A 23,177-nucleotide genomic window follows, 5' to 3' on the forward strand; every position below is an offset into this window, starting at 1 on the left:
TTAAAGCTCCACCCCGAGCAGGGCGTCTACGGCATCGCCCATAAGGGCGGCGTCGATCCCGGACATTGGTGCGTTCTGCCGCAATGCCTCGTCAGCCCAGCGATCGACGGCGGCAATGGCTCCGGGAGCGTTGAGGTCATTGGCCAATTCCAGGCGCATGGCCTCAACGAGTGTTGCGGCCGAACCGGCGGGGGCAACGTCACGGGCATTGCGCCATCGGGCCAGCCGATCCTTTGCTGCCGCAAAGTCCGCCTCAGTCCACGACCAGTCCGAGCGGTAGTGGTGGGCGAGGATTGCAAGGCGGATTGCGGCTGGTTCTTCTCCAGCGGCGCGGAGCTTGGAGACAAGCACCAGGTTGCCCTTGGACTTGCTCATCTTTTCCCCGTCAAGGCCCACCATGCCGGCGTGGGCATAATGCTTGGCGAGCGGAACGCCTGCCAGCGAGTACGCGTGTCCGGCTCCCATTTCGTGGTGGGGGAAGATGAGATCCGAGCCGCCACCCTGCACGGTGAATGGTGCGGGCAGGTATTTCTGCGCGATAACCGTACACTCGATGTGCCAACCGGGACGGCCGTCGCCCAGGGTGGCCCCCGGCCAGCTGGGTTCGCCTTCACGTGCTACGCGCCAGAGCAAGGGATCGAGCGCCTGGCGTTTGCCTGCCCTGTCCGGATCGCCCCCACGCTCTGCAAAGAGGGCAAGCATTTCCGCTTCGCCGAGGCCTGAAACATCGCCCAGATTCCATGCATCCGTGGCGTCGGATCGTTTGCCGGCCATTTCGACGTCGTAGTAGACATCGCCGTCGGGTTCGCCGTCTGTGCCTTGTACGCGGTAGGCGACGCCGTCGGCAATAAGCCGCTCGATGGCGGGCACAATGTCCGGAATGGCTTCGACCGCGCCGATGTAGTGGTTTGGAGCAAGGACGTTGAGGGCGTCCATATCCGTGTGGAACAGTTCAATCTGGCTCTGCGCCAGTTCACGCCAGTCCACGCCGGTGGCGGTGGCGCGCTCAAGCAGCGGGTCATCGATGTCCGTAACGTTCTGAACGTAGGCCACCGGGATCCCGGCATCGCGCCAGGCCCGGTTGAGGAGGTCGAAGGCCACGTAGCTTGCGGCGTGTCCCATATGGGTGGCGTCGTAGGGCGTAATACCGCAGACGTACATCGATTGTTCCGGCTGCGGCTCAATCTCCACGACGCGGCCGAGGGCGGTGTCGAAGAGGCGTAGTTGGGGCATACTGCCGGGCAGCTCAGGAACAGGGCGGGAAGTCCACGATTTCACGACTCAACCTTAGTGCTAGGCGCTGATCACATTGAAACCGAGCAGGACATACAAGGCCAGGCCCAAAAGAATGCGGTACCAGACAAAGAGCCTGTAACTGCGTGTGGAGACGAACTTAAGGAACCAACCAATGATCACGTAGCCCACCACGAAAGCGATGACTGTGGCCAGCGCCGTTTCCGGGAGGCCGTAGGGACCGGCCAGGCCCTCCTTGGAAACCGTTTTGTAGAGCTGGTACAGGCCGCTGCCGAAAACCGCTGGAATGGCGAGGAGGAACGAGTAGCGGGCCGCAGCTTCACGCGTGTACCCCATCAGCAACCCGGCAGTGATGGTTCCGCCGGACCGCGATACGCCGGGAATAAGGGCCATTGCCTGGGCAAAACCGTACAGGATGCCGTGCTTGTAGCTGAGCTCCGTGAGATCCCGTTCCTGCCGGCCAACGGCGTCGGCAACCGCCAGGATCATGCCAAAGACAATGAGCATGGTGGCGACTATCCACATGCTCCGCAGGACCGACTCGATCTGGTCCTGGAACAACAACCCGAGCACGATGATGGGAAGGCTGCCCAGGATCACCAGCCATCCCATTCGGGCGTCCGGATCATTCCGTGGGACTTTTCCACTCAGGGACCTGAACCAGGCCCCAATGATCCGCACGATGTCGCGCCAGAAATAGACGATGACCGCCGTCTCCGTACCCAGTTGGGTGATGGCCGTGAAGGCGGCTCCGGGATCGGCCGCATTCGGAAGGAATGAGCCCACGATCCGCAGGTGTGCGCTTGAGGAGATCGGGAGGAATTCGGTGAGGCCCTGCACCAGGCCCAGCAAGGCTGCTTCTATCCAGTTCACGTGAATAGACCCTACGTCATGAAGACTGGGAACTCCCCGTAAGCTATCAGCATGCAGCAGCGTTATGTCGGGAACAGCGGGTTCCGTGTCTCCTCTTTGTCCCTCGGAACAATGTCCTGGGCGCAGGAGACGGATGAGCAGGACGCTGCCGAGTTGCTCCACGCCTTCGTGGACGCAGGCGGCACCGTCATCGACACCGCTGCATCGTATGCACAAGGCCAGGCTGAGGCGATGTTGGGCTCCATGTTGGGCGATGTCGTGGCTCGTTCCGAAGTCGTGATATCCACCAAAGCCGGCGTCTCGTCGTCGGAATCCAGGCGCAGCATCAATGCATCGCGGGGTGCCCTGTTGTCGGCGTTGGACGCCAGCCTGGCAAGGCTTGGAACCGATTACCTCGATATCTGGTTCGTTCACGAGTGGGACCCGAATGTGCCCTTGGACGAGACTCTGTCAGCGTTGGAGCTCGCGCAGAGGACGGGACGTGCCCGCTATGTGGGAATTTCCAACTACAACGGGTGGCAGACAGCCAAAGCGGCGGCGGTCGCTGGTTTCACGCTGGTAGCCAACCAATCCGAATATTCCCTGGTGCAGCGAAAGCCGGAGGAAGAGCTCATTCCCGCCGTGGAGGATGCCGGGCTCGGCCTGATGGCCTGGGCTCCCCTGGGCCGTGGTGTCTTGAGCGGAAAGTACCGGGGCCAGATTCCTGCTGATTCCCGGGCTGCGCAGAGCAGACTTGCTGCGTACGTTGAGACCTACCTTGAACCGAAGGCATCACGGGTGGTGGAGGCCGTCGCCATGGCCGCGCGGGGTTTGGGCCGATCACCACTGGACGTATCCCTGAGTTGGTTGCTTTCGCGTCCCGGCGTTGCCACGGCGATCGTGGGAGCCCGGAACGCCGTCCAGCTCAAGGAATTGCTGGATGCCCAGTTGACGGTTCTCCCGGCCGAGATCTCGCGCGCTTTGGAAGACGTCTCGGCTGTATAGTCCTCAAGGTCGTTATTGGCGGTCGAGGATATCCAGCAGGTAACTGCCGTAGCCGCTCTTGGCGAGCTTGGAAGCCTGCTGGCGGAGTTCGTCGTCGTTCAGGTATCCCATCCGCCAGGCCACTTCCTCCGGCGCTCCAATCTTCAGGCCTTGCCGGTTCTCGGTGGTGCGGACATAGTTTGACGCGTCGTTGAGGTCGCTGAAGGTTCCCGTATCCAGCCAGGCAGTCCCGCGCGGAAATTTTTGCACGTGGAGCCTGCCGAGCTCCATGTATTGCCGGTTGATATCCGTGATCTCCAGTTCCCCTCGAGGCGAGGGTTTGAGGTCCTTTGCCATGGCGACGACGTCGTTGTCGTAGAAGTACAGGCCCGGGACCGCGTAGTTGCTCTTTGGGGACGTTGGCTTTTCTTCGATGGAAACGGCCAGCCCGTCGTCGTCGAATTCCACCACGCCGTAAGCACTCGGATCCTTGACCCAGTAACCGAAAATCGCGCCTCCTTCAACGTCCGCGTACTTGCGGAATTGGTTACCCATCCCGGGACCGTTGAAGATGTTGTCCCCCAGGATGAGCGCTACTTTACCGCTGCCAATATGCCGCTCCCCCAGGATGAATGCCTGGGCCAATCCATCAGGAGTGGGTTGTTGTGCATATGTGAGGTTTATGCCGAATTGGGAACCGTCGCCCAGTAAGTTCTCGAACTGTGGCGCATCCGTGGGCGTAGTAATCACCAGAATGTCCCGAATGCCGGCAAGCATCAGCGTGCACAGCGGATAATAAATCATGGGTTTGTCGAATACAGGGACTAATTGCTTGCTGATTCCAAGCGTTATTGGGTGAAGCCGGGAGCCCGTGCCGCCTGCAAGAACGATGCCGCGCATATTAGCTGTCCCTTCCCGCTGCACATAGCCGCAATTGGCGGCTACGCTATGGCCATGCAGAGAATCCTTGTCACCGGCGGGGCCGGATTCATTGGATGCAACTTTATCCACTACATCATGGAGCACTCACGCCTCCATGTCACGGCCCTGGACAAACTCACCTATGCGGGGAACATCGAGTCCCTCGCGGGGCTGCCTCCTGAACGCTTCGAATTCGTCCAGGGCGATATCTGCGATGCCCCGCTGGTAGACCGCATGACGGCAGCCGTTGACGCCGTGGTCCATTTTGCTGCCGAATCACACAACGACAATTCACTGCAGGACCCCCGGCCGTTCGTGGACACGAACCTCGTAGGTACATTCACGCTCATCGAAGCGGCGCGGAAGCACAATACCCGCTTCCACCACATATCCACAGATGAGGTGTATGGGGATTTGGCCCTGGAAGATCCGGAGCGTTTCACCGAGTCCTCGGTCTATCGGCCCACGAGCCCCTACTCGGCAACCAAAGCCGGTTCAGACCTGCTGGTCAGGGCATGGGTCCGTTCCTTCGGCCTCAAGGCGACCATCAGCAACTGCTCCAACAACTATGGGCCCTATCAGCACGTGGAGAAATTCATTCCGCGACAGATCACCAACATCCTGGATGGCAACCGTCCCCGCCTCTACGGCAACGGCCACAATGTACGGGACTGGATCCATGTGGAGGACCACTCCGCGGCCGTGGCGGCAATCCTGGAGCGTGGGCGGATTGGAGAAACGTACCTGATCGGCGCTGATGGTGAGCAGTCCAACCGGGACGTCGTGGAGAAGCTGCTTCGGCAAATGGGACAGCCTTCAGAAGCCTACGATCTGGTGACTGACAGGCCCGGTCACGATCTTCGATACGCGATCGATTCCAGCAAGCTTCGAAAGGAACTTGGCTGGGTCCCCCGGTTTGCAGATTTCGACGCCGGCCTGGCTGACACCGTCCGCTGGTACCAGGACAACGAAGCTTGGTGGCGGCCGCAAAAAGCTGCGACCGAGACCAAATACGCAGGCCAAGGCCACTAACCATGGGACCCGCTGAATTGACATCCCGTAGTACACCGATCCCCGGGCTGGTGCTTTTCGGGCTGCCGGTCCACGGGGACCACCGGGGATGGTTCAAAGAGAACTGGCACCGTCGCAAGATGATGGCTTTGGGCCTCCCCGACTTTGGGCCGGTGCAGAACAACATCTCCTTCAATGCCAAACGCGGGACTACCCGGGGTATCCACGCCGAACCGTGGGACAAGTTCATCTCGCTCGCCTCAGGGCGGATCTTTGGTGCGTGGGTGGACCTGCGTCAGGGCCCGACTTTTGGCAGGGTTTTCCACGCAGAGATGTCCCCCATGGAAGCCATTTTTGTTCCCCGGGGCGTGGGCAACGCCTTCCAGACACTCGAGGACAACACCGCCTACACCTACCTGGTCAACGATCATTGGAGTGCCGCAGCGCAGGCCGACTACACGTTCCTCAATCTTGCCGACGAAGACGTCGGTTTACCATGGCCCATCCCGCTGGAGGAGGCCGTGGTGTCTGACCAGGACCGGACCCATCCACGATTGGGCGATGTGGCTCCCATGCAATCCAGGCGGACGTTGGTACTCGGTGCGGACGGCCAATTGGGGAAGGCGCTCAGAGAGGAGTTCGACGGCGACCCGACGGTGGACTTCGCAGGGCGGGCCGAGTTCGATATCTCGGCAGAGAATTCCTATCTCGCCACCGATTGGCGCAAGTATTCCACCGTCATCAACGCCGCAGCTTTCACGGGAGTCGATGCCGCGGAGACAGCGGAAGGCCGCACTGCCGCCTGGAGCATCAACGCAGCCGCAGTGTCCCGCCTGGCCAGGACCGCCGTCGAACATTCACTGACGCTTGTCCATGTATCCAGCGACTATGTGTTCGACGGTACCGCCGCTGTGCATCGGGAGGACGAGGCGCCCACTCCCCTGGGTGTCTACGGGCAAAGTAAAGCGGCCGGAGACGCTGCCGTTGCTGCGGTGCCGCGGCACTACATTGTGCGGAGCAGTTGGGTAGTGGGCGAGGGCCGCAACTTCGTCCGCACCATGGCTGGGCTGGCCGCAAAAGGCGTAGCACCCGCAGTGGTGGGTGACCAATGGGGGCGGCTGACGTTTGCTTCTGATATTGCCGCAGGCATCAGGCACCTGATCACGCAACAGGCACCTTACGGAACGTACAACCTCACCAGCGACGGCGAGCCGCAGTCCTGGGCGGAAATTGCGCAGGAGGTCTATCGCCTCTGTGGTGTGGATCCTGGGAAAATTAGCACCATCAGCACGTCCGAATACGCAAAACCCGGGATGGCGCCGCGTCCAGGCAGCAGCGTCCTGGACCTTTCGAAAATAAAGGGAACGGGCTTCAGTCCGTCCATGTCGCATTCCCGGTTGGAAGCATATCTGCGGTCCGGAACGCTACTTTGAGACGAAGCCTCCCGCTTTCCGCGCTACGAGGGTCTTGGCCAGGTCCCTAAGCCGCGATGGCTTTCGGAGCAGCCGCAGGAGAATTCTCCAAGCGCCCAGGATCCTGTCCACGCTGCGGCTGACGAAGCGATCATCCACATCGAGGGAAACAGAAAAGTGCGGGGCAATGCGTCGGGCACTCGTCCGCAGGCCCACAACCTCGTTGAGGACGTTACCGCCGTGGATCACCTGCAACCACATCGGGTGTGCAGTCCGCGCATTCAGGACGGGGGCATAGGCATCGATCCGGTAATGGTGTTCAACGAACACCGTGGCCGGAGCGTGGTTCGCAACCCGCTCTATCAAGCTCGAAAATGGATTCATCGTGTACGGGCGGACGTAAACTTTCCGCCCGGCATACTGCGCACCGTTCACCAGATTAACGAACGTTTTGTCCTGTTCCCTGAAGCAACTTTGAATTGTCTCAATAAAGTCGTTTGCTACTGCGTCGTCGTTGTCTACCCGTGTGGTAATGACGTAGGGCGTGGCACTAAGTTGGCCAATTGTCCGGCTCAGGAATTCCTGCGAGAAGGCACCCTCAACGTAAACAGCCCGAAAGACGCCTTGGGATAATTTGTCAATCTCCTGCCGCAACCATAATGGCGACAGGGAGTCAAGGAAAACCAGCCAGGTAAACCGGGTTTCCGTTTGATTTCGGAAGCACGGGATGCAGTACATTTCAAACAGTTGAAGGCGCTCGCGAAGCCATGCGTCCGTGGGCTCTGCCTTGTGATAAAAGCTGCGGACATTGAAGCGTGTGAGAACAAAATGCGTTGCCAGGCCCCCCAAACAGTCTGTGATCTCGCTGCCCATGTCCGTCCTCTACGTGGTCAGGGTTGGTCCCTTGGTGTCGACACAACGCATCCTCTCCCGACAGAGGCCGGCAGGCAATACCCTGATGCCGCACAACGCAAGATGCGCGCTCTGGTGCACGCAGGCAAATCGTCCTAAAGTAGCCCTACGGCAGCCTCGAAACAGTAGGGCCGGGAGACAACTCAAGGAAGTAAGTTCGGGCGGCACCCGCCGTCCGGCATCGGCGATCCGGGAAGTGCAGCGACTTGGATCGCCGGCACATTTTTGTGCCGTGAGTTGGATCATCGAGCCTGGAGCCGAGAATGCTGCACCAAGAGACTGCGCCCTCCCGGGTCGCCACCCGCCACAGTTCGATGCGACTCCGGCCGGGGGAAGCCAGAGGGCACAGTACCCGACCACCAACCGTTTCCCCAGCCGGGCAGGGCCTGTGGGTGAGCCTGGGCGGAGTTCCCGTCAAGCTCTTGGAGTTTGACGGCGCCCTGCGGGAAATTATGGACCGGGCAACGTCGGTTGGCGCGTCACCTCTTGGCGTTTGTTCTGCGAACCTGGACCATATCCTGCACTTTGGGGCCGGAAGCAGGTGGATGGGCGCCATGGCTGAGCACGCGTCCGTGGAGTGGTTGACGCTGTTGGATGGAGCCCCGCTGGTTGCCGAAGCCCGTCGTCTCACGGATCAGCCGTGGCCGCGGCTGGCAGGAAGCGATCTTGTGGAGCCCTTGCTGGACGAAGCCGAACGCCGCGGCCTGAGCGTGGGATTCCTCGGTGGCACGGAGCAGGCCCAGGGGCTTATCCGCAGCAGGTTCGCAGCGGAACGTCCGGATTTGGCGATCGCAGGCTGGTGGGCCCCGGACAGGTCCGTGATCAGCGATGAGCAGGCTTCGTTGGAACTCGCCGCGCAGATAGCGGACACGGCTCCGGACATCCTGGTGGTGGGCATGGGCAAGCCTCGCCAGGAATTGTGGGTCAGCAAGTATGGTCGCCTCACGGGAGCCAAGATTCTGCTGGCGTTCGGTGCTGTTGTCGATTTCCTGGCTGGTCGAATCCGGCGCGCCCCATCCTGGATCAGTTCCCACGGGTTTGAGTGGGCTTGGCGACTCATGCTGGAGCCGCGCAGGCTTGCCCGCCGGTACCTGATAGATGGACCCGAGGCCTACCTGAAATTGCGTCAGGTCAGCGCTGTGGACGTCCCTCCCACCGCACTGCCCGTGGGCCGGAAGCCGGAGGATCCGATAATCTCCCCTGCCCCGATCAGCAACCAGGCCCCGCAGCCCTTCCTCCCGGCTGAGGCGAGGGCGGAGGTGGCCGCCATAGTTGTTACCTATAACAACGCCGACGACGTCGGGCCCCTGGTTTCGAGCCTGAGGGCCATGACGGGCGAGCAAACCATGAAAGTAGTGGTGGCCGACAATTCTCCTGATGACCGCACCATGACAGAGCTGACGAAGCATTCGGATATCATCTCTTTGCGGACGGGCGGAAATCTCGGCTACGCCGGTGGCATCAACGCGGCGATGCGCGTGGCGGGCCCCGCCGACGCCTACCTCATCTTGAATCCGGATCTGCGGGTGGAGCCGGGCGCAGTAGCAGCGTTGCGCAAAAGAATGAGGCAGTCCCACGCTGGGGCAGTTGTGCCGGTCCTGCTGGAAAGCGATGGCAGTGTTTACCCCTCGCTGCGCCGGGAGCCGAGCGTGATGCGGGCCCTGGGCGATGCCGCACTGGGCAGCCATCTGCGCCGTCGGCCGGCCTGGCTCTCGGAAATGGACTTCGACGTGGAGGGCTACCAATACGCTCACCGCATCGAATGGGCCACAGGCGCGGCTCTGCTGATAAGCGATGACGCAGCCCAGGCCGTTGGTGAATGGGACGAGCAATTCTTCCTGTACTCGGAAGAGACAGATTATTGCCACCGAATCCGTGAAGCAGGGAAATCGATCTGGTTCGAGCCGACAGCAAGGATGTTTCATGAAGGCGGCGGTTCGGGTACGACGCCCCAGCTGACGGCGCTTCTGTCCGTGAATCGTGTTCGCTATGCAGCCAAACATCTCGGGCGAAGCAGGGCTGCGCTCTTCCGGGCCGCTGTTTGCGCCGCTGAGATGGCACGAATAAACAAACCTGGCCACCGGGAAGCAGCGCGGGCCCTTTTGAGGAAACGGCTATGGCAGACGTTGCCTCATGCCACCCGATTCCCTGATTTTTCGAAGGGCCTTCCAACCGGCGCCGTCATCATCCCGGCGCACAATGAGGGAAAAGTGATTGGCCGGACACTGGATTCTTTGAAGGAAGTCATAAATGCCGGAACTGTAGACGTCATCGTGGCGTGCAATGGCTGCACCGATGAGACGGAATCCATTGCCTCGCAATATCGGGGCATTAAGGTCCTGCACGTTAACGAAGCGTCCAAGACAGCAGCACTGAACGCCGCGGACGGTGCTACGGAACTGTGGCCGCGCCTGTACCTGGATGCTGATGTGGAGCTCAACTCCGAGGCCCTGCACGCCGTTTTCAAGGCCCTTGAGGCCGGGCCCCTTCTGGCTGCGCGGCCGGCCTTCCGCTACGACACGAGCGGAGCCTCCGCATTGGTCAGGGCTTATTACAGGGCCCGGAACCGGATTCCTGGAAACGCGCAGGGACTGTGGGGGGCCGGAGTCTACGCAATGAACGCGAAAGGACATGAACGGCTCGGAGAATTTCCAGCTCTGACCGGCGACGACTACTACGTGGACTGCTTGTTCCAGCCAGGCGAAAAGGCGGTTCTGGCGACAGACCCGGTTGTCGTGAGGACGCCCCGCTCATCGAGGGCATTGCTTGCGATTCTTCGGCGTACCTACCGCGGTAACCACCAACAAACACCCTCACGGGGCCCTCTGTCGATGTCATCCGGCGCAGCCTCCTCGACGGCGCGGACTTTGCAGGAGCTGGCCGTTTCAGTACGCGGGCCGGTCAGTGCCTTCGATGCACTCGTATATGCAGCTTTCGCTGTTATTGGCCGGTGTGGAGCATTCTTGACGGGGAGAGCGGGCGCGTCCTGGGAACGCGATGAGAGCAGCAGGCAGTAGAACCCCTGTGGGCGGGGTCCAGGCGGGTGGGATTGTCTTGCAGCCCCAGCTAGTGCTGGGCGGACCCTAGGGGTACGCCGCTTCTCCGGGACCAAAAGCTTCTTCGGCTCGGCCGCGCCGACAACTCGAGCACATTGCTCCTGACATGATCTATGAAGTCTTCCAAACGGTGGTTTTGCTCCACGTAGGCGCGACCACGCCGCCCCATTTCCTCCGCAGCTTCCGGGTCGGCCAGGAAAGACTCTATGCGGCTCCTGAGGGCCTGGGAATCTTTTGCTGGCACGAATACTCCGGTGTCGCCGTCACGGATAACGTCCACCTGGCCTTGGGTTTCAGAGACAATGACAGGTCTTCCCATGGCCATGCCCTCCAGGATGACGTTCACGCCTGCGTCAATGTCGGTGGGCAACAGCGGAACAACCACCACCTTGGCGGCGGCATACGCGTCTCGCAGCTCAATGGACGTCAGTGGCCGGACCTGACAGTTCTCTGGCCAGCCCGGTTCATCACGAACGTCCCGCGTGATGATCTTGTATCCGTCAAGGGCAACCACCAGGGAGGCGGCTATATGAACGGGCACGTCCAATCCCCGGACTGCGTCTGCGAAGGTTGGAAAGTCCCGTTGGGTGGAGCCCGCCGAGAAGATGATCCCACGCTCGGTATCGACTGGCTTGAAGAATTCCAAGTCCACGGGATGGCGAACGAGGACTACGTCCTCGGGCTTAAACCCAATGCTTTCAACCGCCACGGTCTGCTGGATGGAGCTCCATGTCACGATTCTGTCTATACCGGTCCGGAAAAGCCTGAGAGGCCATCGAACTGCCGGTTTTGAAAGCCAGAACATCATGGCTAAATGCGGAGTCTTGATCCGGAGGATGGCGAACAGTGCCGCGACGGCAACTGAATGCCGTTCAGACCACGTAATAATGACATCGTAGGAGCTGCTGAGCCGTGCGGCTTCGAAGGCTTGGGCGGCAAAGGCCGGCAGGCGCTTGTAAACGTGTGCCCGGAGGCCGGCTGTGTGTTGAACGGTGTTTTCATCGAGGACGTCGCAGTTCAGGGTTTTTTCAAACAGGAGACTGCGCGGCTCTGCGCCGGAGGACTCCCGGCGCTGCCGTTCCGCCCGCTCCACGGTCGAGCGTCCCCTGGTCTTGACGAGGAGGATTCTCGGCGCATCTCCGCGGAAGACCTCATCTGTTCGAACCATCATCAACTCCGTCTCGATGCGGGCGCAGTAATCCAAAGACAGCAGTCTTTCCGGCGGGCAGCGCATGCAGCCTTCCCGCAAGCAGGCCTCCCCGTTCGTCCTGCACGATGCGCCACAAGGCCCCTGCGAGTCCAAGCATGAGGAACAACATCGCGGCGGCCATGGGAAATGAGAGCCCGTCGAAAAAAGCAAAAGTGACAGCTACGGCTGCCAGGGACGCAAGGACTGCCTGGCTCAATTGACGCATGTCGTTGTCCACTGCCAGGTGCCGCGCGCGCCAAGCGCACGTTAGCCCACTGACGATGAGGGCCAGAAACATGGCCAGTCCAAGAACTCCCAGTTCCACAAGCAGTCCCAAATACTGGTTGTCGACGATGATGTACTCGGGCAGGAACGTTCCAAACGCCCGCCCAATAAGGGGATTGTTTTCCAACATGCCCAAGGCCGTGGAGTACCCGTTGGTCCTGGAAGTAATGCTTGTGTCGTCGCCCCCGACCGTGAACAGTCCCCGAAGCGTGCCAAGCAGTCCAGGAGTGACGACATAGATGGCCCCGACGAGGCCTATTGATGCCAGATAGGCCCGACGCCGCATGGACTTGGACCATGCAGGGATGAGGATAACGAAGGCGATGGCGACCGCGATCAATGCGGAACGGGAGACGGACAACACGGATGCAACGGCGATAGCGATGACCGGTAACCACCGCAGTAGCCAGTTCCTGGTGGTCTGTGTCAGTGCCAAGGTCAAAGCGATGGGAAATGAGGTCGAAAGTACAACTCCGTACTCAAGCGGGTGGGACGCCATGGCGGCTGCCCGGACAAATCCGCCCCTGACGTCAATGTTGGAGAAGTCCGGGCTCGATGACATACCCGGGATGGTGATCCAGTCGATGAGGGACGCTCCGGTAGCAAACTGGAGAAGTCCAAGGACTGCGGTGAATGTTCCCATCATGACGACACTTCGCATGATGGTAACCAGTCCACGTCGATCCTTGAGGCCATCGTGGATCAGGAGGAGAATCCCGGCCCAGGCAAGCAAACGGATGAGTCCACCATCTGCAGGACTGGATTCCTTTTCGGGCAGGCCGTGGAGCATCGCCACCGCGTAACTGGCTACCGCAATAGCTAAAAAGAGGGCCAGGGCGAGACGGACGGGGCGGCGCCCCACAGCCTCCGGCCTGGTCCTGTGCACCTGGTAGAGCACCCACCATACGAGTGCCAAAAGGGCCCACAAGGTAGTCAACCGTCCTACAGTTCCCAAGGCCGATATCGTCAGGTTGGAAGGAACGGCGCACGTGACCACCAGATATATGGTGACGAATGTTGCGACATCCGAGCGCTCGCGCTGCGTCCCCATCCGGGCCACGCTTACTTCACGCGGGTCCCAACTATCTGGTGTGTTCCGCATATCTACTGACCTGCCCCTCGACGTACCCCATGGCGCCGGGCAATCTGGCGTTCAACAGTGGCGGCCGCGGCCATGGCGGCCGCGCAAGCGAGGGCGAGCCAGGCGCTGGCACCCTTGAGGCGGTCCGTGGGCGTACCCCCGCCGAAGATGATCTCCGGACTTGACGGCGTGGTCACCGTGGTTATCACTGCGCCGTGAACGTCGGTTTCCTTCTGCAGCGACGTGGATTCCTCCTGGATCCTCTTAATGACCACGGACAGTACTTCGTTCACCCGCTCCGCGCTCGAGTCCACCACCTGAACCGCCAGCACCGGCCTGGAAAAGCTCTTGGTCCACTGGCCTCCGGTATTGGGCAACGTTACGGAATATCCTTGCTTCACACCTGCTCCGTAGAGGGTCCCCCGGGACAGGACCAAATTCACTGAACCGGAGTCGTCGTTGACGCGTTTCTCCACCAAAGCGGCAAAAGGCACGAGCGCCGCCACATCGCCTCCTGGAACCCAGTAGGCAGGTTCGCCCGTGGGTGCAACGAACGAGACCTCTGCCTGCGTCCAATAGACAGGATCCAGGGACCGGATCGCCCCCAGCCCTGCGAAGCCAATCAGTAGAACAGCGACGGCGGCGTACCACCTCCTTCGCAGGACCTGGAGCAGTGTCTTGGGCGTCATGGCTACGAGGGCCTGTGTGAGACCGGCAAGGTGACCGGGACGTCGTCGTGCGCTGGTTCGAGTGCTGGCGCTGTAGCCGGCACACTATGCTTGGTCTCCTCCGGGATCCGGGAATCCTTTTCCCTGTGGCGACGGGCCTTGCGTGATTTCAGCAGGCTGTCCAACAGGACGGTAAGCACCAAGGTCAGCCCTACTCCCCCGGCTGCTGCCACGAGGAGGATCTGGGTTCTTGCCTTTGATTCCGGTGTGGCCCGGGTGTCGACCAGAAGGGTCATGGTTGAGATCCGCGACTCCTCCGGAACGTTCAAAGCGCCCTGCATGTTTTCCAGCAACAGCGGGGCTTGGTCCATGACGGCCCGCATGGTGCCCAAGGATTCTTCCGGGTTCGGTGCCGTGGCTGTGACGAGGAGGATGGCTCCGCTGGTGCCTCGATCCGTTTCAGCCGTATATGTTGCGTTTGAAAAGTCCTCCGCGATCTTGTGGCGGATGTCCTCAGCCGAGAGCCGGCGCGTGAGGATGTCCAGCGCCTCACCCATCCCGCCGAGGTTCAGGTACGGATTACCGTCTGCGCCAACACTGTGTGCGGATGGCATCAACACGAGGCTTGCTTGCGCTTTGAATTTCTCGGGAGTGTTCTGTTGGACCTGAAAGCACAACACAAGCGTCATGATCAGGCCGAGGACGAGGAAGTACCACCTTCGTCCGAGGCTCCTTAGAATCGTTCGAATTTTCATGATCCGATCTCCCGCCTGTTCTGTCCCAGAAAAACTTTCACCCTGTCGATTCCACTTCTGCCGAGGAGCCTGATCGTTGCCGTTTTGATGGCGCTGCGAAAGCCATCGCGGAGCAGGCGCACTGGCCCCTCAACCAAGGCGTCGCGCACCAACGCCAGCGTTTGGACGGCCGCCACGTCGTCGAGCAACCCGGGGAACCTGTCTGCGAATGGATCAGCCGCCACAAGTCGTCCGCGGATTCTGTTACTGACATTTGCCCCGTGCACAACCTGCAGCCAAGCCGGCGGCCCACCGACCTCCTCGGTGGCCATGATTTCGCCCAGCTGGTTATGCCAGGCCGACCAGCATGTCACCGGAGCACTCCACGTGGACCGCACCGAGCAAAACGCGTTCCGGTCATCGTGCCTCAAGTAGACCGAGGCACCGCCTTTGACCAGGCCGGCGGAGAGATAAATAGCCGAAGGCAGCTGCGAGCACTGGACGTCCTGTACCTGGGCCACAAAGTCAGCTGCCAGACCGTCGTCGTTATCCACGTTGGTGGTCAGCAGATTTTGGGTCCGCCGCCCCGTGACTTCCTGGATGTCCGAGAGGAGCTCGTCGGCAGAAACTTCCGCCCGGAAAATCGGCGTGAACAGACCGTCGGCACTCAGGTCCTGAATCCTCTCCAACAACCACTCAGGAGACTCGGGATCGAAGTAGACAATCCAATGAAAACCTTTGCGTGTTTGGGCACGAACCGAGGGAAGACAATATCTCTCGAAGAGTTCAACGCGGTTGTGAAGCCACCCGTCTTTGGCCCTGACAAGGCTCTCGAAGCCCTTCGACGGAAGGTTGAACCTGGTCAGGAGCGCGTGGTCTACCGTTGGCTGCCCGTCATGCTGCAGCCCTTGCGTGGCAGGACCTGACAGTTGTAGTGGCTGCCCCGCATGGCCATTCCGGACCTGCTTTCCCGTGGCCAGGAGTCCCCGGATTTTAGCGGCCCGTGAGTCCCAGCTATGTGATCTGGCGGTTGCGTCCATATCTTTGCGGAGTTCCTGTGTCATCGGCTCACGCAGGGCCTTGAGAACGAGTTGCGAGAATTCGGTCGGTGTCCTGGCTGCCGCAATGGCGGGCGAGTCGATCCATCGGGTGGACGGCAGGTCCGTGGCTACTACCCGAAGCCCTGCAGCAAGGTATTCAAGGGTCTTCAAAGGAAAGCTTGATCGGTTGAACTCTGTGTCTGCATAAGGAGTGATACCGACTGACGCGGTTTGCAGCAACCGGGCAACGTCGTCCTGGCCCACCAGTCCCCTCCAATCCACGTTTGGCCTGGACAACAGGGCATCTAACCTGGAGCGGACAACTGGATCGCCCTCCGCCCGGGGCCCAATGATGAGCAGCGCGACCTCCGTTGCAGCTACGGCTTCCAGCGCGTCCAGATCCAACCGGTTGTTGAGCTGACCAACCAGGGCCACGACCGGACTGCGGCTGGAACCTGGCGGAGTGATCGCGGGAGTGCAGCCATTGGGCAAGACTTCGACCGGCCGGCCGGAAAATCTGGAGATCTTGGCTGCCAGTTCCTCAGAGACAGCGCTAAGAGCGTCGGCACATCGTATATTCTCTTCCAGCACGCGGATCAAATGGGACGAAGTGAAGCCCATGAGGTTCGTCCCCGCCAACCAGTCATCGGTTACGTGCAGGAGCCGTGTCCCTTCCGGCCGGCGGGACGGAAACAACATGATCGGCGATGAATTGACGATGCCGGCAATACGCCCGGCAGCCCGATCCAGGGCTGCATTCACACAGCGGCGAACAAGAACATCCGTAGAGCGACGCACCATTGGTTTGCTCACGCCGGGCAACGCCGGAATCCGCAGGCGGCTGATATTCGTCCCCACATCTTCGCCAACACCACGAAGGCTCCGGATGAGGTGGCGTCGGACATCCTGGTAGCTGGTCAGCGGAACCGGGTGGTCAACCCACAGGATGTGGTGTGTCCTGGCCAACGAGGTGGCCAGCATCTTGTCCGTACCCGAAAGGCTGTCCCAGCGGGTCCCGGACATGTAGACGATCGTTTCCATCAGCTGTCCCGTCCGCGCACGGCCAACGAAGGCATCGAGGCTACCGGTTTGGCATTGAAGTCATCAGTTGCGTTGTGTCCGAAATAGCGCTGAAAGCGCCGACGCCCCACGTAGGCGGCATATTGGGCACCAGCTGCCGCCTCGGCCCTCAACGAAGAGAAAGTTCCTGTGCTTTGTTCCAGTGAACGCCGGTAGAACTGCACCTGTACCCGGGCTGCGTTGGTGAGCGAAAACCTGTCTTGAACAATTTCGCGTCCAAAGGAGCCCAGCCGGGCTCGTTCCTGCTCGTTGTCCAGCAGGAATCCAAGGACGGACATCAAGTCTTCCCGTCCCGCCTCCGTACCGCGGCCTACGCCGTACCATCCCTGCCAGAGGAAACGGTCCAGGGTTTCGGGGGTCAACAATTCCCAGAAGCCCCGCTCCCCTTGAACCACCAGCGGCTTCCCAAAGGAAAGACCCCGCAAGGCCGAGCCGCCCATCCCCAGGACAACATCGGCAGCCGCGTACGCTGGCCTGGGGTCCTCAAGTTCCCCCGTTAGCAGGACCACGCATCGTCCCAGCCCATCATTGATAACGGAAGCCTTGGCCATCGCGTCGCTCATGCCCGGACCGTCGCCAACGATCACCAGTCGAACGTCTCTCAGCCGTGCCAATTCAGCGACGGCGTCCATAGCGGACAAGATGCCCTCAAGCTTCAACTCCCGGGCAAGCCGTGAAACGCAAACAACTACGTGGGCCTGGTCGATCAGTCCAAACCGTTCCCGGAACTTGTCCTGCCCTGCAACGGCTGACGGACTGTTCGCGACGACATCTACGGGGGGCTCCAGAAGCCCCACGCGCTCGCGACCAAAATCCGACTCGGCCTTAAGAATCTGTTCAGTTCCTACAAGAAGGGGCATCGTCCTGGGGATAAACGGAGCAACTGCCATCGACATGACAGTCGCCATGCTGCTGCAGCCGGGTACCAGTCTTGAAGCAATCAAGCACTCAAGGGCCGGTGGCCATTCATAACCATGGAGTACGTCAAGCATGCGTCCCCGGGCGAGCTTGCCCAACGCCGCGCACACTGATGGGGACGGCCGCTTCCGGGGAGCCGGTGCCTGAATGAACTCCAGATCAAGCTCCCGCACCTTGCGGGTAAGGGTTCCGGGCTGCCCAAAAATAACCACGCTATGGCCCAGGTCCCGGACAGCGGCTCCCAGCTCAATGGCGTTGACCTGGCTGCCACCAATTCGAAGGTCATGCGGATAGATAAGAATCTTCACCGGACAACCTCCTTTTCCCAACCCATACGACGCAACTGCTGAATGTCTCCCAGCCGGAGGAACACCGAGACCGTAATGGCCAGCAGACCAACCAACAGGCTCGCACCCACTGCCACGAAGGGCGAAGGAATCGAAGAGGACAGCACGAAACAGGCCACTCCGGCAGCTACCGAGATACCGGTGGACGCGCTGACGCTGACCGCAAGGCTCCTTAAGGGAACGCCTGCCCGGGAGAGTGCGCCTAGATAGAGTGGCGAAGTTACCGCCAGTGCAATGAACAGTGGAACTGCCGCCAAGCCTTGGAGGCCGCCCAGTTGTGCGCCCAAAACAAGAGCCGGAATCAAGGCCAGGAGGGACAAGAGCTGGACCCTCAGAATGGGAACCGACTGCTTTATCACCACCAGGTAGTCATAAACGAGTTCGTGGAAAACCCTGAAGACGGCAACCGGTGCCAGCCAGGCCAGGGCCACGGCAGCCGGCGCCCACGCCTCCCCATACAACAGCGTCACGACCGGAACAGCGCAGGCAGTCAGGACGGCCGAAACCGGCAGCATGGCTGATGCAACCACGGCAACAATTGACAGCATGGCGGCACGCATCTCCGCGGGAGCATCCTGCAGCCTGGCAAATGTCGCAGGTGCCACGCTGCGCAGAGGCTGCGACAACAAGCTGGCTGGCCAACCTGCCATATTCGTGGCCATCACATAAAACCCCAACACCACCGGACCGAGCATCTTTCCAGCAACCAGTTGGTCAACGTAACCCACACCAAAGACCACCATGCTCGCACCCGCCAAGGGCAAACCGAACCCCAGCAGCTGTTTCGCCAGCTTCCTGGAGAACCCAAAGCGATAGGGCAACGGAGAGTAGATCAGGAAAAGGACAGCGGAAACAAGGCTGGCCAGCACACGTCCTACGGCAAGACTCATGGCACCCATGCCCATGATGACGAGAACCAGGGAGACGCCTGCCCCAAGCCAAACGTTGACCTGGTCAATGATCATGCGTTGGCCCTGGCGGAAGTTCCGCTGCAGAACGGCCGCAGGCGTAGCCACCAGCCCATTGAGGACGATGCAGAAGGCGAGCGCCCTGACGACGTCGGTGGCGGCTTCGTTTCCCATGGCTGCTGTGAAGTATGGCGCCATCACATAGGAGCCTGCGAAGAGAACAATGCTGCATGCCGTTGAGATCGTAGTCACGGTCGCGGCGATTTCCTTGGGATCCCCTGGCCATCGAACGATCGCCAGGCTGACCCCAAGTTCGTTGAAGCTCAGTACAGCCATCAGCGCCACAAAGGCCACTGCGTATGTTCCGAATTGTTCGGGCCCCAGTAACCGCGCGAGTGCTATGCCGATTGCGATTGTTCCCAGGCGTGTCACGACTGCGTTCAGGACGCTGATGACGAACGCCCGTGTTGGAGTGGGCGTTCGCGGGTTTGCAGCACGGCTGCGGAGGGTCACAGGGCGTCCTCCAGTTCGGGTGAATAGCCGCGGCGGATGACGCGTGCGGGCACGCCGGCCCATGTTTCTTCGTCGGGAACATCGGTTAGTACTGCCGCTCCCATGCCGATGGTTGCGCCGGCGCCGACGGTGCGGCGCTCGCGGACGCTGGCGTTCATGCCGATGTAGGCTGCGCGGCCGATGTGGACGTTCCCGCCGAGGGATACGCCTGCGGCCAGGGTGGCGAAGTCGCTGACGACGTCGTCGTGTGTGAGCGTGACGCCGGGCATGGCTACTACGTGGCTTCCGACTGTGACGGAGGCTGTCATGGTGACGTTGGCCAGGAGGATGCTGCCCAGGCCGATTCTGCATCCTTCCGGTGGATGTACTGATGAGTCGATCGCTGTCGCATAGCGGTCCTCTGCGAGGCCCAGGGTGCGTAAGCGCATGACGACGCTTTCGCGTCCCCGGCCGGATCCAATACAGACAAGCAGCATGGCGTGTGGGAAGGTCAGGGCATCGCGGATGGGGCCCAGTACGTGGGCGCCGTCCACGACGCGTCCGAGTTTGTCTTCGTCGTCGTCCAGGATTCCGATGACGTCGTATTGTCCGGTGTTGCGGACCATGGCCAGGACTTCGCGGGCGAGTCCGCTGGCGGCGATGAGGAGGAGCTCGGTCATTGTCCCTGTCCTGCCGCGCGAAGTACTGAGTCGATGACCCGGACCTGGTCAGCCAGGGTGAGCTGGTGGTAGAGAGGCAGGATGAGCGTGTGGTCCGTCAGCCATTCAGTGGCAGCCAGTGAAACCGCGGCCTTGGCTTCCCCGGCGTAGGCAGGTTGCCGGTGTGCGGCCATGATGCCGCGTCGTGCCGATATTCCGTCCTCTGCCAGGCGGCTCATCAGGGCGTCTCTTCCCAGGGGGAAAGCCGTGCCTACTTCCAGCCAGCAGGACTGGAAGTTTCCGGTTCCGTAGCCTGGGTCGTCTACTAGGCGGAGGCCTTCGATACCGGCGAAGGACTGTGCGTAGTTGGCGGCCAGTTCGCGTCTACGTTGTACCGCCTGGTGCAGGCGGCCGAGTTGGACGATCCCGACGGCGGCCTGGAGGTCGGTCATGCGGTAGTTGAAGCCGACTTCGAGGTATTCCTCGGCGGGGGCCAGAACGCTGGCGTGACGGTCCGCGGCTGAGACGCTCATTGCGTGTTCGCGGAGGCGGCGGGACCGGTCTGCGAAGTCCTGCCTTGGCGTGGAGAGCATCCCGCCTTCGCCGGTGGTGAGGATTTTGCGGGGGTGGAAGGACCACGCCACCAGTTCGGCGCCGGCTCCTACCGGGCGGCCGCGGTAGCGTGCACCGATGCCGCAGGCTGCGTCTTCCACCACGGTGATGCCGAGGGGGTCGCACAGGGCCCGGATGGGATTGAGATCCACGGGTACTCCGCCTTGGTCCACGACTATGACGGCCCGTGTGGCCGGCGTCAGGGCGGCGGCGATCGTTTCGGCGGTGACACAACCCGTTAGGACGTCGACGTCGGCGAAGACCGCCCGGGCGCCCACATAGCTGGGGGCGTTTGCGGTGGCGATGAAAGAGAAGGAGGGAACGACGACGTCGTCTCCCGGGCCGATACCGGCGACGGCGAGTGCCAGGTGCAGGGCTGAGGTGCAGCTGGAGACCGCGACTGCGAAAGCGGCTTGTTGCTCCAGGGCGAAGGCTTCCTCGAATTGCTTGACTTTGGGGCCTTGGGCCACCCAGCCGGAAGCGATGACCTCGGCGACTGCTTGGGCTTCTTCTTCCCCTAGCCACGGTTTCATGACGTCGATTCGTGCCAGGGAGGTTTCGGAGGTTGTCATCGTGCACCTACTGAGGGTGCTTCGGGCCGGGCAAGCTGCCGGGAGGCTGCGATTTCTTCACGGAGGGGACGCCACCAGGTAACGAGTGAGCGGAGTCCATCTTCAAGTTCTATGGCGGCTTCAAAACCGAGGTCCCGCTTGGCGGCGGTGACGTCTGCGAGCCGGCGGGCAACTCCGTTGACTGCCCGTTCAGGTCCGTGGTCAAGGTGCAGTGGGGACTGCATAACCCGCAGCAGGGTTTGCGCGAGTTCGGCCAAGCTGGTTTCCGTGCCGCTGGCTACGTTGTAGACGCCCTCCCGGACGTGGCTGGCGGCTGCGAGGATGTTGGCCCTTGCGACGTCGGCGGTGTGGATGAAGTCCATTGTCTGGTGGCCGCTGCCGAAGATCAGGGGCGGAAGGCCGTCGACTATCCGCTCCATCCAACGGACAAGTACCTCTGTATAGAGTCCGTGCACGTCCATGCGGGGTCCGTACACATTGAAGTACCTCAGGAGGACGTAATCCAGGCCGGACATGGCTCGGAAGCTCCTCGCCATTCCTTCGTTGAAGGATTTCGCGGCCCCATAAAAGGTGTCGTTGTTGTGGTGGTGGTGTCTCTCGGTGGTGGGGAATTCCTCTGCCATTCCGTAGACGGAGGCACTCGAGGCCGCGATGACCTTGTCCACCTTGTGCCCAACGGCGGCTTCGAACACGTTGAAGGTTCCATCCACCAGGACTTCAAGCGCCAAACGTGGCTCCTCGGCGCATTGGGTGATACGGATCGCAGCCTGATGGAAAACCAGGTCTTTGCCCCTGGTGAGGTCGTGGACCAGGTCCCGGTCCCTCAGGTCACCTTCCACCAACTGCACGAGTCCGGTGGCCAAGGCATCGTTGAGGTTTGCCCGGCGCCCCCTGACGAGGTTGTCCAGGACGTCCACGTGCGCCGCACCGGCGTCGAGCAGTTGGTCTACCAAGGTGGATCCGATGGTTCCGGCGCCTCCGGTGACCAGGACGTTGGCGCCGAGCAGCTTGTTCACTGTGCGACCTGGAGGGCGACCCCGTTGCCGGCAACGATGGTTGACTGGCCGTCTGTTCCAAGGCTTTGGGTGACGGCTTCCAGTACTGAGAGGACCCTGAGCCCGGATTCGCCACTGGTGCGCGGTATGGTGTGGTTCCTGATGGAGCCGGCCAGCTCGGCGACGACCTGGCCCAATGGTTCGCGTTCCTGCAATGCCGGTGACCAGGTGTCGCCCAGGCGATACGAGATGGCCGAGTTCTTTTTGTCCGCCGCGGACCGTGGCTGTTGTTCCAGGCTGACGCCGCGATCGTAGACGCTGAGGCGTTGTTGCGGGTTCAGGTCGTCCCAGACCAACGTCCTCTTTGAGCCGCCAATGATCATCTGGCGGATTTTGGTGGGACTGAGCCAGTTCACGTGGATGTGCACCATGGCGTCGTTTGGCAGGCCGAAGGTCAGGTGGCCTACACAGTCGCGGCCCGTGCCCAGCGGATCCGCGCCGTGGGCAGAGATCTCGGTGGGGTGCAGGCCTCCCGGCAGGACGAAGTCCAGGATCGAGAGATCGTGGGGTGCAAGATCCCAGAACACATTGACGTCCGGTTGGACAAGTCCGAGGTTGATGCGCACGGAGTCGACGTACAGGATGTCGCCCAATGCCCCACTTGATACGAGCTCCTGGATCTTCAAAACCGCGGGAGTAAAGCAATAGGTATGGTCTGCCATGAGGACGAGGCCGCGGGCTTTGGCTTCCTCCACCATTTCCAGGCCCTTGGCACGACTGTCTGCGAGTGGCTTCTCGACGAGCACGTGCATGCCGGCCCGCAATGCAGTCATCACTACTCCGTGATGCGTGTGCGCTGGTGTTGCCACGGCGACGGCGTCCAGGTTGTAGGTGTCCAGGAGTTCGTCCAAGGACTCGACGACGGCGACGCCGCCTACTGTTTCGGCCAGCCGAAGTCCGCGCTCCACGTCAAGATCGCAAATTGCCACGAGTTCCCAGTCCGGGCTGGCTTTAAGGTTCCTGGCGAGGTTCGGGCCCCAATATCCCGCTCCGACCACGGCGATCCGCAATTTCGGGGTCATCCCGTGGCCGTTAAGGTGGCCTGATGGAATAGTTCCTATGCTCATTTTCCACTCGGATTCTGTGTTGGATAGCTCGGTTCTTTCTCAGGTAATGCTTGTTGTGGTGCTCGGCG

General features: G+C 61.2%; 19 protein-coding genes. 4 read left to right on the forward strand and 15 right to left on the reverse strand.

Annotated features, from left to right (window positions below; translation table 11 throughout):
* Both mshC and AC6I97_RS12555 read right to left on the reverse strand, forming a co-directional pair.
* Complete coding sequence (gene mshC / locus AC6I97_RS12550; protein WP_497945021.1) at positions 1–1,278, reverse strand: cysteine--1-D-myo-inosityl 2-amino-2-deoxy-alpha-D-glucopyranoside ligase; 1,278 nt, start codon at positions 1,276–1,278, stop codon at positions 1–3.
* Between the two features lie 15 nt (positions 1,279–1,293).
* Positions 1,294–2,127, reverse strand: a complete 834-nt coding sequence (locus AC6I97_RS12555; protein WP_224090379.1) for an undecaprenyl-diphosphate phosphatase — start codon at positions 2,125–2,127, stop codon at positions 1,294–1,296.
* A 51-nt stretch (positions 2,128–2,178) separates the two neighbouring features.
* On the opposite strand from AC6I97_RS12555, the gene AC6I97_RS12560 reads away from it, so the two are divergent.
* Positions 2,179–3,111 carry an aldo/keto reductase gene (locus AC6I97_RS12560; protein WP_309926061.1) on the forward strand — a complete coding sequence of 311 codons (933 nt, stop codon included), beginning with the start codon at positions 2,179–2,181 and terminating at the stop codon, positions 3,109–3,111.
* Between the two features lie 12 nt (positions 3,112–3,123).
* Here the strand turns inward: AC6I97_RS12560 and rfbA are convergent, their stop codons facing one another.
* Positions 3,124–3,990 carry a glucose-1-phosphate thymidylyltransferase RfbA gene (gene rfbA / locus AC6I97_RS12565; RefSeq protein WP_224164413.1) on the reverse strand — a complete coding sequence of 289 codons (867 nt, stop codon included), beginning with the start codon at positions 3,988–3,990 and terminating at the stop codon, positions 3,124–3,126.
* A 54-nt stretch (positions 3,991–4,044) separates the two neighbouring features.
* On the opposite strand from rfbA, the gene rfbB reads away from it, so the two are divergent.
* Positions 4,045–5,043, forward strand: a complete 999-nt coding sequence (gene rfbB / locus AC6I97_RS12570; RefSeq protein WP_309926064.1) for a dTDP-glucose 4,6-dehydratase — start codon at positions 4,045–4,047, stop codon at positions 5,041–5,043.
* Positions 5,044–5,045: 2 nt separating this feature from the next.
* A complete protein-coding gene (locus AC6I97_RS12575; RefSeq protein WP_497945022.1) occupies positions 5,046–6,455 on the forward strand; it encodes a sugar nucleotide-binding protein in 1,410 nt (469 codons plus the stop codon).
* Here AC6I97_RS12575 and AC6I97_RS12580 read toward each other — a convergent pair.
* The gene (locus AC6I97_RS12580; protein ID WP_497945023.1) at positions 6,447–7,307 is read right to left on the reverse strand and encodes a glycosyltransferase; all 861 of its coding nucleotides are present in this window, start codon (positions 7,305–7,307) and stop codon (positions 6,447–6,449) included. The genes AC6I97_RS12575 and AC6I97_RS12580 overlap by 9 nt on opposite strands.
* Before the next feature lie 431 nt (positions 7,308–7,738).
* Here AC6I97_RS12580 and AC6I97_RS12585 point away from each other — a divergent pair, with 431 nt between their 5' ends.
* The gene (locus AC6I97_RS12585; protein WP_497945024.1) at positions 7,739–10,363 is read left to right on the forward strand and encodes a WecB/TagA/CpsF family glycosyltransferase; all 2,625 of its coding nucleotides are present in this window, start codon (positions 7,739–7,741) and stop codon (positions 10,361–10,363) included.
* Positions 10,364–10,412: 49 nt separating this feature from the next.
* On the opposite strand, the gene AC6I97_RS12590 is transcribed toward AC6I97_RS12585, so the two are convergent.
* The 11 genes from AC6I97_RS12590 to AC6I97_RS12640 form a co-directional block, all read right to left on the reverse strand.
* The gene (locus AC6I97_RS12590; protein ID WP_497945025.1) at positions 10,413–11,573 is read right to left on the reverse strand and encodes a glycosyltransferase family 4 protein; all 1,161 of its coding nucleotides are present in this window, start codon (positions 11,571–11,573) and stop codon (positions 10,413–10,415) included.
* Positions 11,554–12,978 (reverse strand): O-antigen ligase family protein, encoded by a 1,425-nt coding sequence (locus tag AC6I97_RS12595; protein WP_497945026.1) that lies wholly within the window; start codon positions 12,976–12,978, stop codon positions 11,554–11,556. Before AC6I97_RS12595 ends, AC6I97_RS12590 begins: the two co-directional genes overlap by 20 nt.
* A 2-nt stretch (positions 12,979–12,980) precedes the next feature.
* On the reverse strand, positions 12,981–13,646 hold the full coding sequence (locus AC6I97_RS12600) for a YveK family protein (protein ID WP_224090362.1): 666 nt from the start codon (positions 13,644–13,646) through the stop codon (positions 12,981–12,983).
* A gap of 2 nt (positions 13,647–13,648) precedes the next feature.
* On the reverse strand, positions 13,649–14,239 hold the full coding sequence (locus AC6I97_RS12605) for a hypothetical protein (RefSeq protein ID WP_224090361.1): 591 nt from the start codon (positions 14,237–14,239) through the stop codon (positions 13,649–13,651).
* A 137-nt stretch (positions 14,240–14,376) separates the two neighbouring features.
* Positions 14,377–16,440, reverse strand: a complete 2,064-nt coding sequence (locus AC6I97_RS12610) for a glycosyltransferase (protein WP_497945027.1) — start codon at positions 16,438–16,440, stop codon at positions 14,377–14,379.
* Positions 16,440–17,705: a glycosyltransferase family 4 protein gene (locus AC6I97_RS12615; protein ID WP_497945028.1), complete on the reverse strand. Its 1,266-nt coding sequence runs from the start codon at positions 17,703–17,705 to the stop codon at positions 16,440–16,442. Before AC6I97_RS12615 ends, AC6I97_RS12610 begins: the two co-directional genes overlap by 1 nt.
* A complete protein-coding gene (locus AC6I97_RS12620) occupies positions 17,702–19,165 on the reverse strand; it encodes an oligosaccharide flippase family protein (RefSeq protein WP_497945029.1) in 1,464 nt (487 codons plus the stop codon). The genes AC6I97_RS12615 and AC6I97_RS12620 overlap by 4 nt, the downstream gene beginning before the upstream one ends.
* Positions 19,162–19,824, reverse strand: coding sequence for an acetyltransferase (locus AC6I97_RS12625; protein WP_224090344.1), 663 nt, complete (start codon positions 19,822–19,824; stop codon positions 19,162–19,164). Before AC6I97_RS12625 ends, AC6I97_RS12620 begins: the two co-directional genes overlap by 4 nt.
* Entirely contained in the window at positions 19,821–20,987 is a 1,167-nt protein-coding gene (locus AC6I97_RS12630; protein ID WP_497945030.1) for a DegT/DnrJ/EryC1/StrS family aminotransferase, read from the reverse strand. The genes AC6I97_RS12625 and AC6I97_RS12630 overlap by 4 nt, the downstream gene beginning before the upstream one ends.
* On the reverse strand, positions 20,984–22,003 hold the full coding sequence (locus AC6I97_RS12635) for an NAD-dependent epimerase/dehydratase family protein (RefSeq protein ID WP_497945031.1): 1,020 nt from the start codon (positions 22,001–22,003) through the stop codon (positions 20,984–20,986). The genes AC6I97_RS12630 and AC6I97_RS12635 overlap by 4 nt, the downstream gene beginning before the upstream one ends.
* Entirely contained in the window at positions 22,000–23,109 is a 1,110-nt protein-coding gene (locus tag AC6I97_RS12640; RefSeq protein WP_224164398.1) for a Gfo/Idh/MocA family protein, read from the reverse strand. The genes AC6I97_RS12635 and AC6I97_RS12640 overlap by 4 nt, the downstream gene beginning before the upstream one ends.
* Between the last annotated feature and the right edge of the window lie 68 nt (positions 23,110–23,177).

The organism is Arthrobacter sp. TmtSoilC48 (assembly GCF_059739425.1).

Coding starts and splice junctions, on each gene's coding strand:
- AC6I97_RS12595 (WP_497945026.1), bottom strand. CDS start 12,978: ATGCGGAACACACCAGATAGTTGGGACCCGCGTGAAGTAAGCGTGGCC.
- AC6I97_RS12590 (WP_497945025.1), bottom strand. CDS start 11,573: ATGATGGTTCGAACAGATGAGGTCTTCCGCGGAGATGCGCCGAGAATC.
- AC6I97_RS12640 (WP_224164398.1), bottom strand. CDS start 23,109: ATGAGCATAGGAACTATTCCATCAGGCCACCTTAACGGCCACGGGATG.
- rfbB (WP_309926064.1), top strand. CDS start 4,045: ATGCAGAGAATCCTTGTCACCGGCGGGGCCGGATTCATTGGATGCAAC.
- rfbA (WP_224164413.1), bottom strand. CDS start 3,990: ATGCGCGGCATCGTTCTTGCAGGCGGCACGGGCTCCCGGCTTCACCCA.
- AC6I97_RS12610 (WP_497945027.1), bottom strand. CDS start 16,440: ATGGAAACGATCGTCTACATGTCCGGGACCCGCTGGGACAGCCTTTCG.
- AC6I97_RS12600 (WP_224090362.1), bottom strand. CDS start 13,646: ATGACGCCCAAGACACTGCTCCAGGTCCTGCGAAGGAGGTGGTACGCC.
- AC6I97_RS12605 (WP_224090361.1), bottom strand. CDS start 14,239: ATGCCATCCGCACACAGTGTTGGCGCAGACGGTAATCCGTACCTGAAC.
- AC6I97_RS12575 (WP_497945022.1), top strand. CDS start 5,046: ATGGGACCCGCTGAATTGACATCCCGTAGTACACCGATCCCCGGGCTG.
- AC6I97_RS12580 (WP_497945023.1), bottom strand. CDS start 7,307: ATGGGCAGCGAGATCACAGACTGTTTGGGGGGCCTGGCAACGCATTTT.
- AC6I97_RS12630 (WP_497945030.1), bottom strand. CDS start 20,987: ATGACAACCTCCGAAACCTCCCTGGCACGAATCGACGTCATGAAACCG.
- AC6I97_RS12625 (WP_224090344.1), bottom strand. CDS start 19,824: ATGACCGAGCTCCTCCTCATCGCCGCCAGCGGACTCGCCCGCGAAGTC.
- AC6I97_RS12560 (WP_309926061.1), top strand. CDS start 2,179: ATGCAGCAGCGTTATGTCGGGAACAGCGGGTTCCGTGTCTCCTCTTTG.